Genomic DNA, 15265 nt, shown 5'->3' on the forward strand with positions numbered 1-15265 from the left:
CTTATGTGATGCCGAGATACCACCTCTTGTTGGATAGTACGGGAGATTAGAGTGCCAGCCCCCACATCGTCCTCAGATTCATCGAGTTGCGTGGAAGCGCAGACGGACGTAGTCGGCGGTCCATTCATCGTGGAGGTCGGCCAGGATGGGCCGAAGCAGAGCGACTGTCCGCTCGACGGCGAGAGCACGGTCTGCTGCTGGAAGGAGGTCGAGGATGCCGTTGCGGAAGGTATTAAGCCAGATCGCCATGCCATCCGCACCACCGGCCAGTGGGGTCGGGCGAGGAATGAGTTCGAGCGACTGGACCGTGAAGCCCGCTTGCTCCAGAAGATGGCGGTAATGAGCCGGAGAGGGAAAGAAGGAGGCTGCGGCGGTCTCGGCGTCGATGCCGAAGGGTTCAAGGACGGCCTGAAGTGCAGTACGGATGGCGGCGATGTTTCCCTGGCCACCCATCTCGGCGACGAATCGGCCACCCGGTCGCAAGGCACGGTGGACGCCATCGAGGACGGCTGTCGCGTCAGTGATCCAGTGAAGAGCAGCGTTCGAGAAGACGGCATCAAATTCGGCTTCATAAGGAAGAGCCGTGGCGCTCTGATGGTCGACATTGAGTCCGCGAGCGCGAGCGGCTGCGACCATCGTGGGCGATGCGTCGACTCCGGTGACGATCGCGCCAGTTGCCGCCAGCCTCTCCGTGAGCGCGCCATCGCCGCAGCCGAGATCGAGGATATGCTCTCTGGGCTGCGGAGCAAGGAGTTCGAAGACTCCACCGGCCATGTTGGCGACGAAGCGGCCATGGGCGGCATAGGCAGTGGTGTTCCAGGTTTGACCGATGGTAGAAGTGGACATGGATGATTGTGGCTTGCGCCGAGTCATATAGCGAACAGGATAAGAAGTTCTAACGCCGGGATAAGACCCGGTGGCTATGCAGGTGGGAGTCGATTAGGATGGGCAGGTCTGGATCAGTGTGTTTGGCACCAGCCAGACTCCCGAAAGGCTGCCCAATGCAAGTAGAGGTGGCAAGGAGAACGTGCATGTCGAAGTTCTGGAACGGTCGTGATGCAATCGCGCAGGTGAGCCTGTCTGTTGTCTTGCTGGTGCAGGCTGGCTCCCTGATGGCGCAGTTGCCGTCTTTCAAGATTCCCGGTACGAAGAAGAAGCCGGACGCGAAGGCCGGGCCGCAGTTTCCGGCATGGACGGTAAAGCCGGAGTGGGTCAAGGCGCATGAGCAATTCCTCGCGAGCGACGCGCTTGCGGGTCGAGGCAGCGCAACGCGGGATGAAGAGATTGCGGCCACCTATGTGGTGTCGGAGTTCATGCAGTATGGCCTCACCCCCGCCCCTGGCTCGCAGGGCTTTCTGCAAAGTATTGACGTTGTTGCGCCGACGCTCGACGGCAAGGCATCGCTTGCGGCTGGCGGCGTGGTTCTGACGGAGGGCGACGACATGCAGGTGCTGTACTCGACAGGCACGAGTGTGTCCGGTTCCTTGCAACGCATCCCGGCATCTGAGGTGGGCAAGACAAAGGGGAAAAAGGATGCGGTCGTCGTCCTCACGGGTGCTCCCCTAAGCGGAGAGACGCTCCAGGGTGTGATTGGCACGCTCTTCAAAGAGGGTGTGGGCTTCGTGCTGGTGCCGAAGAGCGAAGCGACGCAGAAGTTCTTTGATCAAATCGGTGGTAAGACGCGGGTGCCGGTTAAGCTGAAGGACGATGAGAGCGCCGCTCATGGAACAACGCTGGCGTCGGTCAGCGAAGCGGCGATGAAGGGTCTGGATACCGTTCGTGAGGGTGCGAAGGTCACGCTGACCATTCATGCGGAGATCAAGCCTCGGCAGACCTTCAATGCGATCGGCTTTCTGGCGGGCAGCGATCCATCGAGTGGAACGATCCTGCTGACCGCTCATCTCGATCATCTCGGTGTGGGGGCGGCTGTCAATGGCGATGCGATCTACAACGGCGCGAATGATGACGCGGCGGGGACGACCGCCGTTCTGGAACTGGCGCATGTACTGGCTGCAGGGCCGAAGCTGAAGCGCAGCATCCTCTTCGTCTGCTACGGCAGTGAGGAGTCGGGTGAGTTGGGGTCCGAGTATTTTGGCAAACATCCACCGGTCCCGCTCAAGGATCTGGTGGCCAATCTGGAGTTCGAGATGATTGGCAATCAGGACCCCAAGATGCCGCCGGGAACCTTATTGCTGACGGGCTTTGATCGCTCCAACCTGGGTTCCACGTTGAAGGAGCATGGCGCAAAGGTCGGGCCCGATCCTTATCCGGAGCAGCACTTCTTCGAGCGGTCGGATAACTACCAGTTGGCGCTCGAGGGCGTTGTTGCTCATACGGCTGCCGGGTGGGGCACGCCGCTGACCTACCACCAGCCGAACGACGATCTGGCTCATCTGGACATCAACTTTATGACGGCGGCGATTCAGTCGCTGATCGATCCGCTGCGATGGCTGGCGACGAATGAATTCAAGCCAGCCTGGTTTCCGGGAATGCAGCCAAAGCGATAATGCGGTTTAGACGTTGGAGAAGAGGACTATGGGTCAGGTAGAAGCTGCAGTTGAATTTGCTCATGCGCAAGGGCCGCGGTTCGTTGAGGAGTTGAAGGCGCTGTTGCGGATTCCTTCGGTCTCGACCTTGCCGGAGCACGCGGGCGATGTGCGGAAGGCGGCGGAGTTCTGCGCGGAAGAACTGAAGCGCATCGGCATGGACAACATCCGTCTGATCGAAACTGCGACCGCGGAGCGAACGGGTGGACATCCGCTGGTCTATGCGGATCACCTCCACGCGGAGGGTAAGCCAACCGTACTGTGCTATGGCCACTATGACGTTCAGCCTGCGGAGCCGCTCGACGAATGGAAGTCGCCGCCGTTTGAACCGACCGAACGGGATGGAAATCTCTACGCGCGTGGCGCGGTGGATGACAAGGGGCAGATGTGGATGCACATCAAGGCGCTGGAATCACTGCTGGTTGCAGGAGGCGGCAAATTGCCGGTCAACGTCCGCGTGATTCTTGAAGGCGAAGAAGAGGTCGGTGGAGAGGGAATCGCCAGCTACCTGCGGGATCATGGCGAGGCGCTTAAGGCAGATGTAGCGCTGGTATCGGATACGGAGATGTTTGCACCAGAGCTTCCGACGTTGTGCGTTGGCTTGCGCGGGATGATCTATACAGAGATCGAGGCTCGTGGCGCGAGGACGGACCTGCACTCGGGCATGTACGGTGGCGCCGCCCCGAATCCGTTTATCGCCCTGGCACAGGTGATTGCGAAGCTCAAGGATGAGGATGGCAAGATCCTGATTCCTGGCTTCTACGACACGGTTCAGGTGCCGACCGCCGATGAGTTGAAGGCTTGGACGCAACTGCCGTTCGATGAGGAGCACTATCGTGCGACCGAGGTTGGTTCTGTTGCGCTGACCGGGGAGCCGGGGTACAGCGTCATGGAACGGACATGGGCGCGACCGACCCTCGACGTCCACGGAATGCCCGGCGGCTTTATCGGTACAGGCGCGAAGACGGTCATTCCCGCCAAGGCTACGGCAAAGGTTAGCCTGCGGTTGGTGCCCGATATGACGCCGGCCGAGAGCTTTGGTCAATACAAGGCATTTGTGGAGTCAATTACGCCGAAGGGAATTGAACTTGAGGTACGGCTCATCCACTCCGGCGACCCCATCGTGGTGAGTACCGACAACGCGTATGTGCGGGCGGCGGTGGCGGCGATGCGGGAGGTCTTTGGGAAGGAGACCGTCTTTGTGCGAGGCGGGGGATCGATCCCGGTCGTCGGCGACTTTGTGCGCAACCTCAAGATTCCGACGGTTCTGATGGGCTTCGGGTTGCCGGACGACAATCTGCATGCCCCGAATGAGAAGTTCCACCTGGCGAACTTCCACAGGGGTATCGAATCGATCGTACGGTTCCTGGTTGGCGTGGGAGTGTGATGGCACCGCTTGCGATCAGCGGGTATGTCCTTGCTGGCGGGAAGAGCTCCCGGATGGGGCGGGATAAAGCACTTCTCGAGTTGGACGGGCATCCGCTCGTGGAGCATGCGGTCCGCAAGCTGCGAACATTCTGCAGCGACGTTCACATTCTGAGTAGCCAGCCAGAGCTCGAAATCTTCGCACCACTGGTAGCCGATATCCACCCCGGTTGTGGCCCGCTCGGAGGAATCGAGACCGCGCTGCTCCACGCCACGCACGCGTGGAGCATCTTCCTTCCGGTCGATATGCCCTTTCTCGAAGCAGACTACCTTGCACAATGGGCAGCGGGGGTGATCGCCGCACGCGATGCACGCCTGGCCTTGTTTACAGTCGGAACAAGACCGCAGCCAACGCTCTGCATGTTGCATCGAGAGCTGACGCCCTTTGTGGCAAGCGCCATGGCTCGAGGCGAATTCAAGCTGAATCCAGTGCTTGAGGGGGCAGCGCAGAGTCTCGTTACGGACAAGCGGCTAACTATTGATACGGTTTTTCTCAATCGGCAGGTGCCTGAGGGGGACATGTTCACGAATCTCAATACGCCGGAGGAGTTTGCTCTGGGGCGGCAGCGTTGGAAGGCCGAAACGCTCCCGACCGGTAGTGCATCATAAGAGGTATAGACAGCAAAAGATTTGAGGCAAGCGGATGAGCGAGCAGGACGACGCACTCAATGGATCATCGAGGACGGGCACGGTGAATGAGTATTCGCGCGAGCCGGAGTCGCAGAGAGCCAGGGCTGATTCGTCTGAGGCATCTTCGCCCCTGATGGCAGACGTCTCCGAAGAGGTGGCGCCTGCGATTGAGGAGTTTATGGAGCAGGCTGCCCAGCAGAACGAGGCAGCTGCGGACGAAATCCCGGACGTCAAAAACAAGCCGGGTTCATATATTTCCTTCGAAAACGTTTCAAAGGCCTTTGGCGACTTCGTTGTGCTCGAAGACGTCAGTTTTTGCGTCAACCCGGGCGAAACGCTGTGCATCCTGGGCAGGAGCGGCGTCGGTAAATCTGTATCGCTCCAGATGTTATTAGGCTTCCTGAAGCCGGACGCTGGAATGATCCGCGTCGCGGGTGAGAATATCTGCGGTTTCAGCGAGCCACAGTTGCAGGCAATCCGCCGCAAAGTGACCATGGTGTTCCAGAATGGAGCGCTCTTTGATTCAATCTCCGTTGGCGAAAACGTCGCTTTCCCCTTAAGAGAGCGGGGGGAGTTGGGCGAGGAACAGATCTTCCAAGTCGTGCGGGGTCTCCTGGAGATGGTTGGCGTCGCCGGAATGGATCATCTCCTGCCGTCCGATCTCTCAACAGGAATGAAGCGTTCTGTGGCGATTGCGCGGGCCTTGGCAGCCCAGCCGGAAGCTATTCTCTATGACGAGCCCACGACGATGGTCGATCCGCTGATGGCACACCTCCTCGGAGATCTCATCGAACGGCTCAAACAGCAGCTTCATCTCACGAGCATCGTCGTAACCCACGATATGAGATTCGCGAAGAAACTGGCGGATCGAGTTGTGTTCCTCCACCAGGGAAAGGCGCGCTTTTTTGGAACGATGGCAGAGATGGAGCAAAGCGATGACGAGGTGCTGAAAGAATTCTTAGCGCTGGACGAATTAGTGTTACCGAAGTAACCTATGCTTAGTGGCTAAAGTTAGCAAAGTGGTATCTTGCTGGTTGACAGAAGCACCGTAGAATAAGTGTTCAAGCAATACTCAGTGCTATCAACAACTTGTCACCGTTCTTTCAGGTCGTTGCTTCAATTTCTGCTGCGACTTGTGCTGCGCCAGAGCGACGCGCACCTGAGATTTCCATGTAGGTCTGCGGCTTTTTTCCCAATGTCGTGTTTGATCGAACATCACGAATGTTGTGAGACGACAAAATCGGTTGGGACTGTTTGAAAGAGGCTTTTGCTTATGGCAACACCGGACTACCTGCAGCAGGTGATTGTTTCTGGAAGGCGCCGTACGGCGGGCAGCGGTAAACGCAGTTCTGCGATGTTTGGCATCTTCCGTCGGCCTTCGGTCACCAGCCTTGTGTGGGCTTCTATCGATCTGATGACCGCTTTGCTGGCCAGCATCATCGCATTTCGTATCCGCATCGCCATGCCGTCCTTTGTTGAAGGTGTTAAGACTTCACACCACCTGTTTCCCAGTTCTCCGCATGTCTTGATCTCGTACATGGGTTGGTATGCGATCTGCCTTATTTTCTTCTCGCGGTCGTACGGTCTCTATGGACCGATACAGAACCGAGGAGGTTTGCACGAACAACGAATGACTCTGCAGGCGTCTTTAGTTGCAGGACTCCTATTGTGCGGAACGCTCTATCTGTCGCGCGGCCTGATCATGTCGCGAGCGGTCGTCATTATGACCGTCCTGCTGAGTGCGCTGCTGCTATGTGGCCGAAGAGCGATCTGGCGAAGGATGGTCTATAGCCGCTATCGCGAAGGTCTTGAGACACGAAACATCCTGATCGTGGGAGCAGGGCGGGTTGCACACGCGCTACGTAACCACCTCGAATCGTTGCGCCACATGGGTTTCAGATTCAAGGGTTTTGTAGCGCTTACCGAGCGTGAGGCGGAGTCGGGAGATGCGGATGTCATCGGCGATGTGCGGAACTGCCTTTCGCTGGCGAGATCCCTTTTTGTGGATGAAATCTTCTTCTCGGTTCCAGCCGATAAGAAGCTTGTTATTAGTCTGGTCGAAGGTGCACGTGCTGCAGGTATCGACGTTCGCGTTGTACCCGATCTTTACGACGGGCTGGCGTGGAACGCTCCGATCGAGTACATCGGCCAGTTCCCAACCATTCCCCTGCACCGCCGAGATTTTCCGCTCGGATCATTCCTCTTCAAGCGCATTCTTGATATCTCGTTGTCGACCTTTGCTCTGTTGGCTGCATCGCCGATTATGCTCGCAATTGCAATTGCGATTCGGATGGATGGCCCGGGGCCGATCTTCTACCGTGCTCAGCGAATCGGGCGCAAGGGTCGAACATTTACCTGCTTCAAGTTCCGGACTATGGTGACGAACGCAGATAAGCTCAAAGCCGATCTTGAGCACATGAATGAGCGGGCAGGCGTGCTCTTCAAGATTGCTGACGATCCGCGCGTGACCAAGATTGGCAAGATGCTGCGCAAGTATTCGCTGGACGAACTGCCGCAGTTCTACAACGTGCTTCGCGGCGATATGAGCGTAGTCGGACCGCGACCTCCGATCGCCTCCGAGGTCGAGCAGTATGATCTGGCTCACCTCCGCCGGCTCGATGTGCTGCCGGGAATTACTGGGCTGTGGCAGGTTGAAGCGCGGCAGGATCCATCGTTCGATAGCTACATCTCACTTGACTCTGCTTATGTCGAGAACTGGACGTTGTGGTTGGATTTGAAGATCTTGGCGCGAACGATCGGTGTCGTGTTCAGCGGGACAGGCTCGTAGACGATAAACTAGTGCTGTGAAGATTGCACTGGCTCAGATTAACCCGACGGTGGGGGATTTCACCGGCAACACAGCGAAGATTCTTGCGTATGCTCGGCGAGCTGCCGAGGGTGGCGCTGCGCTAGCGGTGTTTCCTGAGCTGTCAGTCTGTGGTTATCCCCCGGCTGACTTTCTCGAAAAGACTGCGTTCATCGCTCGGGCGGAGCAGGCGGTGAGGGAGCTTGCCGCCTGGACGAGCGACTCCGGCGTGGCGATTCTTTGCGGAACCGTGATGCGAGCGACGGGGATGGAAGGGAAGCGGGTGCGCAACGTCGCAGTGCTGCTTCAGTGCGGCGTGATGAGCTTTGTTCAGCAGAAGGCGCTGCTTCCGTTCTACGATGTCTTCGATGAGCAGCGATATTTTGAACCTGCGATGGAGCAGGCGCTGACTCTAGTGGGTGAGCAAACGCTGGCGATCACGATCTGCGAGGATGCCTGGAACGATAAGGGCTTCTGGCCGCAGCGCTTCTATCCTCTCGACCCGGTTGAACGGCTGATGGCTGGTTGGAACGCTGACGGGCCGCGGGTCATTCTGAACATCTCGGCGTCGCCCTACTGGCAGGAGAAGCGGCAGGTTCGCGAGGAGATGCTTGCGGCGCTGGCGCGGCGTCATGGCGCGATGGTCGCGATGGTGAATCAGGTTGGCGGGAACGACAGCCTGATCTTCGATGGTTCGTCGCTGGTGATCGGAGCCGATGGAGAAGTGGTTGCGCGGGCTGCTTCGTTTGCTGAGGATCTGGTCTTCTTCAACACGACGGCTGCGTCAAGTCAGGCGGCTAATCTGGGGCAGGAGGTGGCGGCGACCTGGGATGCGCTTGTTCTGGGGACTCGGGATTATGTACGGAAGTGCGGGTTCTCGAAGGCGCTGATCGGGTTGAGCGGTGGCATCGATTCGGCGCTGGTAGCGGCGATTGCGGTGGAGGCGCTGGGTGCGGAGAACGTGATGGGTGTCGGGATGCCGAGCGAGTACTCGTCGCCTGGCTCGAAGGATGACGCGCGGGTGCTGGCGGAGGCACTTGGGATTCGACTGGAGATGCTGCCGATCCACGATGTCTTCGAGGCGTACCAGGCGACGCTTGAACCTCTGTTCGCGGGAACGCCGTTTGGTCTGGCGGAGGAGAACCTGCAGTCGCGGATCCGTGGCGGCCTGCTGATGGCGCTCTCGAACAAATTCGGAGCGCTGGTGCTGACGACCGGAAACAAGAGCGAGATGTCAACTGGATACTGCACCCTATATGGCGACATGGTCGGTGCGCTGGCAGTGATCGGCGACGTGATGAAGACGCGGGTGTATGCGCTGTCTGCTTATGCAAATCGCGAGCGCGAGGTGATTCCGCGAACCACGATCGACAAGGCTCCTTCGGCGGAGTTGCGGCCGGAGCAGAAGGACACCGATTCGCTGCCACCTTATGAGGTGCTTGACCCGATTCTTGAGGCTTATGTTGAACGGTATCTCTCTGCCGAGCAGATTGCGGCGGAGCAGAGCGTTGATGTTCGGCTTGTACGATCGGTGCTGCAGTTGGTGGAGCGAAGTGAGTACAAGCGGCAGCAGGCTGCTCCAGTGTTGAAGGTGACGCGAAAGTCGTTCGGCATGGGTCGACGATTTCCTATAGCGGTGAAGGTTCAGGTTTAATGAGTGCAGGTTCAATTGCTGTTCGCATGAGGCGGCAGCGGAAGGCAGGGTTCTTGATTCTCAAGCATGTGATTTCGAGTGCGGTTCTGGCGAGTTCTTTTCTTGGTACGGGCTTAGTGGCCCAGACGGCGGTTCCGAAGCCTGCTGCGCCTCCTGCAGCTCCTCTGCAGTTGCAGAAGATCGGCGAACAGGGCAAGGCGGTTGATCCGTTCCCGGCTACGAATCCCAAGTTCTTTACGGCTACGTCGCCGACGACCGAGACGGTGAATGCGTTTCTGAAGACACTCTGGGGCTACGACTCCAACCGCATCTGGCGCGTTGCAGCGATCCAGACGACGGCTGCTGCGGGCGTGAGCAAGGTCACGATCTTTGTGACTGAGAAGACGCCGAACGCCAAGATACAGACGACGTCATTCTTTGTGCTGCCTGACGGTAAGCACGCGATTGCGGACCAGTCAGGCGTTGTGAACTTCGGTGCAACGCCGTTTGCTGATCTGCGCAAGACACTGCAGGATCGCGCGGACGGACCGTCGCGCGGACCAGCAAGCAAGGAACTGCTGCTCGTAGAGTTCTCTGACTTGCAATGTCCGCACTGCAAAGAGGCACAGGGCACGATGGATCAGCTGGTCAAGGACTTCCCGAACGCACGTGTGGTGTACCAGAACTATCCGCTGGTCGACATTCATCCCTCGGCGTTTGTAGCTGCGGCTTACGGCGTTTGCGTCGCCAAGCAGAAGAACGATGCGTTCTTTCCCTTTGCGCAGGCTGTGTTCGACACGCAGGCTATGTTGACTCCTGAGGACACGAAGAAGACCCTTGATGCTGCAGTGACAACGGCCGGGCTCGACCCTGCTGCCATCGCTACCTGTGCGGCTACCCCAGCCACGAAGGACGAGGTCAACTCTTCGATCAAGCTGGCCCAGGACTCCGGGATCGACCAGACGCCAATGCTTTCGGTGAACGGACATGTGCTGCCACTCGGCGGCATACCATACGAAACCTTGAAGCAGATTGTGGCCTACCAGGCGGAACTCGATGGTGTGACCACAGGAGCCACGTTGACTGGAGTTCCGTCGCTCAAGCCACGAACCACTCCTCCACCGGCTAAGCCTTAGGTCCAGCTAAAGCATTGCATCTGCTGGACTTGCGGCTAATTTTTTCATTCTAAACAGAAAGGCCCAGCGTATCGCCGGGCCTTCTTCTAATTAGCTAAGCGTATTAGGCGCTACCTAATTCACTGGTCAGTCTCGGTCAGCGGCACTAATTCAGGTTGCGTGCTACTGCTGATGCAAAACCCCAATTGTGAGCATCCACTTTTCCACCAGTTCAGGCCATGCGGTTACGGGAAGCTTGGTGCGCCGCAAGCCGAAGGCATGGCCTCCCTGTGCGTAAAGGTGCATTTCGACTGGAACTCCAGCCTGTTTCAGACCTGCGTAATAGGCGAGGACTTGCTGGACGCCATCTACGTCGTCGTCCTCATTCTGGAGGAGAAAGGTGGGCGGCGTCTGCCGGGAAAGATGACTCTTTACATCTTGCTGCAGAGCCAAACTGTTCTCACGTGATGAAAGATGCCCAGGGTAGATCGCTATGGCGAAGTCCGGTCGGCAGCTTACATCGTCCGTTGCGTCCATGCGAGGGTAGATGCGTTTGTCGAAGTGGACGCTAGTAGCCGCTACAAGGTGACCGCCCGCAGAGAAGCCGATGACGCCGATCTTGCGCGGGTCGATGTGCCACTCAGCGGCATGACGCCGAGTCAGGCTGATCGTCCTTTGAGCGTCGTCCAGAGCTTGCGGAGCCTGGGGATATGCACCTGATTTCGGAAACTTTGACGAACCGGGGACGCGGTATTTCAAGAGCACACAAGTAATTCCTCTTGCTGTAAGCCAATCACAAACCTCAGTCCCTTCCAGATCCATCGCGAGGATCTGATATCCCCCTCCGGGGAAGACGATCACGGCTGCTCCAGTGTTACCGGTCTTTGGGGGATAGACGGTCATAGTCGGCACAGAAACGCGCTCCTCCGATGTCCAGGGTTTTCCGGCTACCAGATTAGAGTCAACGTTTACGGAGTACTCCGGACCGCCGTAAACGACAGGGTGGGGCGCGGCTCCGGGCCATATCGGGACTTGCTGGTGCCCCTGCGACGGTTGCCATGGCGGGAGGTGTTGTTGCGCGACTGCGGTCGCACTCAAAAGAGCAGACGCTATAGCACGCACGGCCAATCCGCGGAAGGAATGTGGCATGAGGTACCTCTGCGGCTCCCACCTATGGAAAGGTCCGGGCTGCTTTTCTTTATTGAGTTGTCATGAGCGACCTGAGAGGCGCCTACCATCCGAGGATAAGGGATTGCTGCGAAAGTGTGATTAATGAAGCTGGTTCGTGGCCTCTGATTCTGACTTCGTTCGGGAGAGGGGAACGAAGGCGCGGCACGGATCAGTGCGGATCGTCTGGACGCAGCGTCGCTTCGGAAATGACAGAAACTGCGGGTCCTTCGAATTCGCTTAGGTAACGCAGTGGGCGTTCGGGTCGCGGACGCGGCTTAGGAGAGGTGCGGGGGTGAAGGCTCCGGCACCGTTGCCGAGCATGACATCGAAGGTGTCGCCGTCGTCGCTGTCATAGACGATGGCTAGATCCAGGATGCCGTCGCCGTTGAAGTCGGCTGCAGCGACGTGGGGGCTGGTGCCCATCATCCGGAGGGGGGAGGACCATCCGGACTGGAACTTACCCGAGTTAGTGCCGAGGAGGATAGTGATGTTGCTGGCGTGTGCGTCGGAGACAGCGAGGTCGGGGATGCCGTCGTGGTTAAAGTCAGCTACGGCGATCGAGACGACGGAGTCGAAGTGAGCTATGTTGCCCGCGGGGGTAAGGTTTCCTGCGCCATCGCCGAGGAAGAGGGTGAGCGCGCCGTCCCCGTCTCCTACGATGAGATCGGTATTGCCGTCTTTATTGAAGTCACCAGCGACGATGTCGCGCGGTTCTGAGCCGAGGACAGCTTTTGCGGAGGCCTGCCTGAAGGTGCCGTTGGGCTGGCCCATCGAGACGAGGAGCTGGGACGGGGTCGCTTCGGCTCTGTCGGGGATGCCGTCGCGGTTCAGGTCGGCTGTGACGATGAGGTGTTTCTCTAGGTCGTCATCTGACTGGCCGTGGGCGGGAATGGCTGTCGCGAATACGAGGATGGCTGCGAGGGCTAAAAGCTTCGGGTTGGTATTGCGGGTGGCCATGTGTTTCCCCTGTTCGATAGGGTAATTCCTAGAGGGGATAGTTCGCCAGTTTGTCGTTGGACGGGGAGTAGGCTTGACGCCGATCTGAGGCACGCAAATTCTCTTCGTAAGTGACAGCGAGAGGATTACATTTCTGGCTCTTGAATCTTTCTTAGCTGGAGTGTTTGTAGGAGCAGCGAAGCATAGCGGCAAATATCCTCGTTAGTTGGAGTTGTCGTGGGTGATCGCAGCGCGTCTTAGTTTCCGAAAGCGTCGTTTTGCGGGAGGGTGATTTAGACCGGCATTTTGGCTGCGCCGATTTTCATGGCCATATGCCGCCATTGGGAGAAACCAGAGATGTTGCCCAAGCAATCCGCGAGGAAAGCGCACGCAGATCAATGAGCCGCTTACTGTCACAAGCGGCTACCATCGTGACCGCTGTCGCTCTACTGGACTTTGTATCGTGCCTAATTGCGGATTACTACCTCGGGGGCGATGCTGTAAACGGTAAGATCGTCGGTGACCGATATTACCTCTGGGGACCGTACCATGGAATCAAGACATTCCACGAAGTGAGCCATGCTGTGTTCACCTTTAGCCGTTGGCAAACTTATAGCCTGTTCATTCTTTGGCCGCTGATGTTTGTTCTGATAATCGCTTCTAAATGGATATCGAGACGCAGCGGATTCTGAGCTTTAGTCCGCCGTGTATGAAGTTCCCTGAAAGTCGGTGTTATCGGCAATCTCGGTATTCCAGATGACCGGCGGAGTCGAAATTAGCGATCGCGCCGTTTGCAAGAGACGCGCAGTGGAAAAGGACTCCGATTTAACATACGAGCATGGAACAGATCATGGTCGGGAACAAACAAGAACTCAACCTTGAGACTTGGGAACGTCGCGCTGCCTTTGAGCTTTTCAAAAACTTCACCGAACCCTATCACGGTGTCTGCCTTCGCATCGATTGCACAGCAATCTATCAGTTCGCGAAGAGGCATAACCTCTCTTTCTTCCTGTCGCTTCTTCATCGCTCCCTTGTGGCCGCCCATCAGGTTGAGAACTTCAGGACACGCATCGTGAAAGGGAAGGTCTGGCGATATGAGCAGATTCATGCTGGCAGTGCAGTCGGACGCGCGAACGGTACTATCGGTTTCGGACATTACCAGTTTTACGAGCAGATTTACGACTTCGTGCGAGAAGCCTCGGTCGAACTTGATCGGGTGCGTGGGAGGGATGACATAGAACACTATCCGGAGGCTAACCTGATTCGTTTTTCGATGCTGCCCTGGTTTGACTTCACATCGATCTCACATGCACGCGACTTCTCTCGCGAAGACTCCGCGCCTCGCATCACCTTCGGCAAGATGACCGAGTCAGGTGGACACCGTAGCATGCCGATATCGATCCATGTTCACCATGCGTTGGTCGACGGACTCCATGTGGCACAGTTCATGGAAAAGTTTCAAGAAGCCCTCGACGCACCAGACAGCTAGATCAGGGAGGAGGGATCGGGCAGTCTACTTCGAATGAGCATTTCTATTCCTGCCGCGATTATCTTGTACTCGCTGAGACGACCGTTTCATCTTGGGATGGAAGTAGACGCAGGTTGCCTTCGGAAATGACAACCAGAAATACAAGGACAACCGCAGGCTCTTCGACTTCGCTCAGGATGACAAAACTATGGGTGGTCGGGAGGTTCAGGCATGGGAGAGATAGAGGAAGCGGAGGAGGAAGAGGGAGGCAAGGAGGTAGAGCATCCAGTCTTTGCGGGTGGCGCGACCGGTGAGGAGTTGGAGGGCGGCGTAGCTGGTGAGGCCGAAGGAGAGGCCGTCGGCGATGGACCAGGTGAGGGGGATGGTGGAGACGGTAAGGAAGGCGGGGATGGCGATGTGGGGCTTCTCCCACTCGATGGTGCCGAGGCCGGTCATCATTAACCCGCCTACGAGGATTAGGGCTGGGGAGGTCGCGAAGACAGGGATGGTGCCGACGAGCGGGGCGAGGAAGAGGGCGAGGAAGAAGAGGATTCCGGTGACGATGGCGGTGACGCCGGTGCGGCCTCCGGCGGCTACTCCGGTGGCGGATTCGACGTAGCTGGTGACGGTGCTGGTACCCGCCATGGAGCCGACTACTGTAGCTGCGGCGTCGGCGAAGAAGATGCGGTTGAGGCGTGGGATGGTGTGGTCGGGACTGATCAGCCCAGCCCTCTGCGTTACAGCGACTAGCGTCCCGATGTTGTCGAAGAGGTCTACAAAGAGGAAGACGAAGATAATCTCAAATCCGCCGATGTGGAGGGCTGCGGGAATGTCGAGGTGGAAGGCTGTACTGCTGATGGCACCGATGTGGAAGGGCGCGGGGTTCCAGGTGACTTGGTGGCAGACTATGCCGAGGAGCATAGTGCCGAGGACGCCGATGAGCATGCTGGCGCGGACTTTCAGGACTTGCAGGATGGCGATGAGTAAGAGGCCGAAGAGGGCGAGCGCTGTTTGCGGGGCACGGACGTTACCCAGAGTGACGATGGTGGCGGCGCTGGGGACGATGATGCCTGCATTGCGAAAGCCTATGAAGGCGATGAAGAGGCCGATGCCTCCGCCAACGGCTGCGTGGAGCTGGTGGGGGATGGCGGCGACGAGTTGTTGACGGATGCCGGTGAAGGTGAGGATGAGGAAGATGATGCCGGAGAGGAAGACGGCTCCGAGGGCGGCGGGCCAGGGAATGCCCATCTTCTGGACGACGGTGTAGGTGAAGTAGGCGTTGAGGCCCATGCCGGGGGCGAGGGCGAGGGGATAATTGGCGAGTGCTCCCATGAGGATGGAGCCGAAGGCGGCGCAGAGGCAGGTGGCTGCGGTGACAGAGGCGATGGGCATGCCGGTTTGCGATAAGATCGCGGGGTTGACGAAGATGATGTACGCCATGGTGATGAAGGTGGTGAAGCCAGCGAGAGTCTCGGTGCGCCAGTTGGTGTGGAGGGCGGCGAAGCGGAAGTGGCGTTCGAGACGGGTGCGCATGCG

12 protein-coding genes are annotated in these 15265 nt (G+C 58.1%); 8 read left to right on the forward strand and 4 right to left on the reverse strand.

All coding sequences use genetic code 11. From position 1 onward, the window contains the following. Positions 1-78 precede the first annotated feature (78 nt). A complete protein-coding gene (locus tag OHL20_RS18675; RefSeq protein ID WP_263384672.1) occupies positions 79-846 on the reverse strand; it encodes a class I SAM-dependent methyltransferase in 768 nt (255 codons plus the stop codon). Between the two features lie 185 nt (positions 847-1031). On the opposite strand from OHL20_RS18675, the gene OHL20_RS18680 reads away from it, so the two are divergent. The 7 genes from OHL20_RS18680 to OHL20_RS18710 all read left to right on the forward strand — a co-directional run bounded on the left by OHL20_RS18680 (position 1032) and on the right by OHL20_RS18710 (position 10176). Beyond that, on the forward strand, positions 1032-2507 hold the full coding sequence (locus tag OHL20_RS18680) for a M28 family peptidase (RefSeq protein ID WP_263384673.1): 1476 nt from the start codon (positions 1032-1034) through the stop codon (positions 2505-2507). 28 nt (positions 2508-2535) lie between these two features. Next, positions 2536-3933 (forward strand): dipeptidase, encoded by a 1398-nt coding sequence (locus OHL20_RS18685; protein WP_263384674.1) that lies wholly within the window; start codon positions 2536-2538, stop codon positions 3931-3933. Beyond that, positions 3933-4580, forward strand: a complete 648-nt coding sequence (gene mobA, locus OHL20_RS18690) for a molybdenum cofactor guanylyltransferase (protein ID WP_263384675.1) — start codon at positions 3933-3935, stop codon at positions 4578-4580. Before OHL20_RS18685 ends, mobA begins: the two co-directional genes overlap by 1 nt. Before the next feature lie 199 nt (positions 4581-4779). Further along, entirely contained in the window at positions 4780-5592 is an 813-nt protein-coding gene (locus OHL20_RS18695; RefSeq protein WP_396272437.1) for an ABC transporter ATP-binding protein, read from the forward strand. Between the two features lie 282 nt (positions 5593-5874). Next, positions 5875-7389 (forward strand): sugar transferase, encoded by a 1515-nt coding sequence (locus OHL20_RS18700; protein ID WP_263384676.1) that lies wholly within the window; start codon positions 5875-5877, stop codon positions 7387-7389. Between the two features lie 16 nt (positions 7390-7405). Continuing rightward, positions 7406-9061: an NAD+ synthase gene (locus OHL20_RS18705; RefSeq protein WP_263384677.1), complete on the forward strand. Its 1656-nt coding sequence runs from the start codon at positions 7406-7408 to the stop codon at positions 9059-9061. Positions 9062-9114: 53 nt separating this feature from the next. Then, positions 9115-10176, forward strand: a complete 1062-nt coding sequence (locus tag OHL20_RS18710) for a DsbA family protein (RefSeq protein WP_263384678.1) — start codon at positions 9115-9117, stop codon at positions 10174-10176. A 162-nt stretch (positions 10177-10338) separates the two neighbouring features. Here the strand turns inward: OHL20_RS18710 and OHL20_RS18715 are convergent, their stop codons facing one another. After that, positions 10339-11058 carry an alpha/beta hydrolase gene (locus tag OHL20_RS18715; protein ID WP_263385050.1) on the reverse strand — a complete coding sequence of 240 codons (720 nt, stop codon included), beginning with the start codon at positions 11056-11058 and terminating at the stop codon, positions 10339-10341. 504 nt (positions 11059-11562) lie between these two features. Further along, on the reverse strand, positions 11563-12282 hold the full coding sequence (locus tag OHL20_RS18720; RefSeq protein ID WP_263384679.1) for an FG-GAP repeat domain-containing protein: 720 nt from the start codon (positions 12280-12282) through the stop codon (positions 11563-11565). Positions 12283-13099: 817 nt separating this feature from the next. On the opposite strand from OHL20_RS18720, the gene OHL20_RS18725 reads away from it, so the two are divergent. Then, the gene (locus tag OHL20_RS18725; RefSeq protein WP_263384680.1) at positions 13100-13750 is read left to right on the forward strand and encodes a CatA-like O-acetyltransferase; all 651 of its coding nucleotides are present in this window, start codon (positions 13100-13102) and stop codon (positions 13748-13750) included. A 204-nt stretch (positions 13751-13954) separates the two neighbouring features. On the opposite strand, the gene OHL20_RS18730 is transcribed toward OHL20_RS18725, so the two are convergent. Next, positions 13955-15262, reverse strand: a complete 1308-nt coding sequence (locus OHL20_RS18730) for an NCS2 family permease (RefSeq protein ID WP_263384681.1) — start codon at positions 15260-15262, stop codon at positions 13955-13957. Positions 15263-15265 lie beyond the last annotated feature (3 nt).

Origin of the sequence: Granulicella arctica (genome assembly GCF_025685605.1) — a bacterium.
Classification (GTDB): domain Bacteria; phylum Acidobacteriota; class Terriglobia; order Terriglobales; family Acidobacteriaceae; genus Edaphobacter; species Edaphobacter arcticus.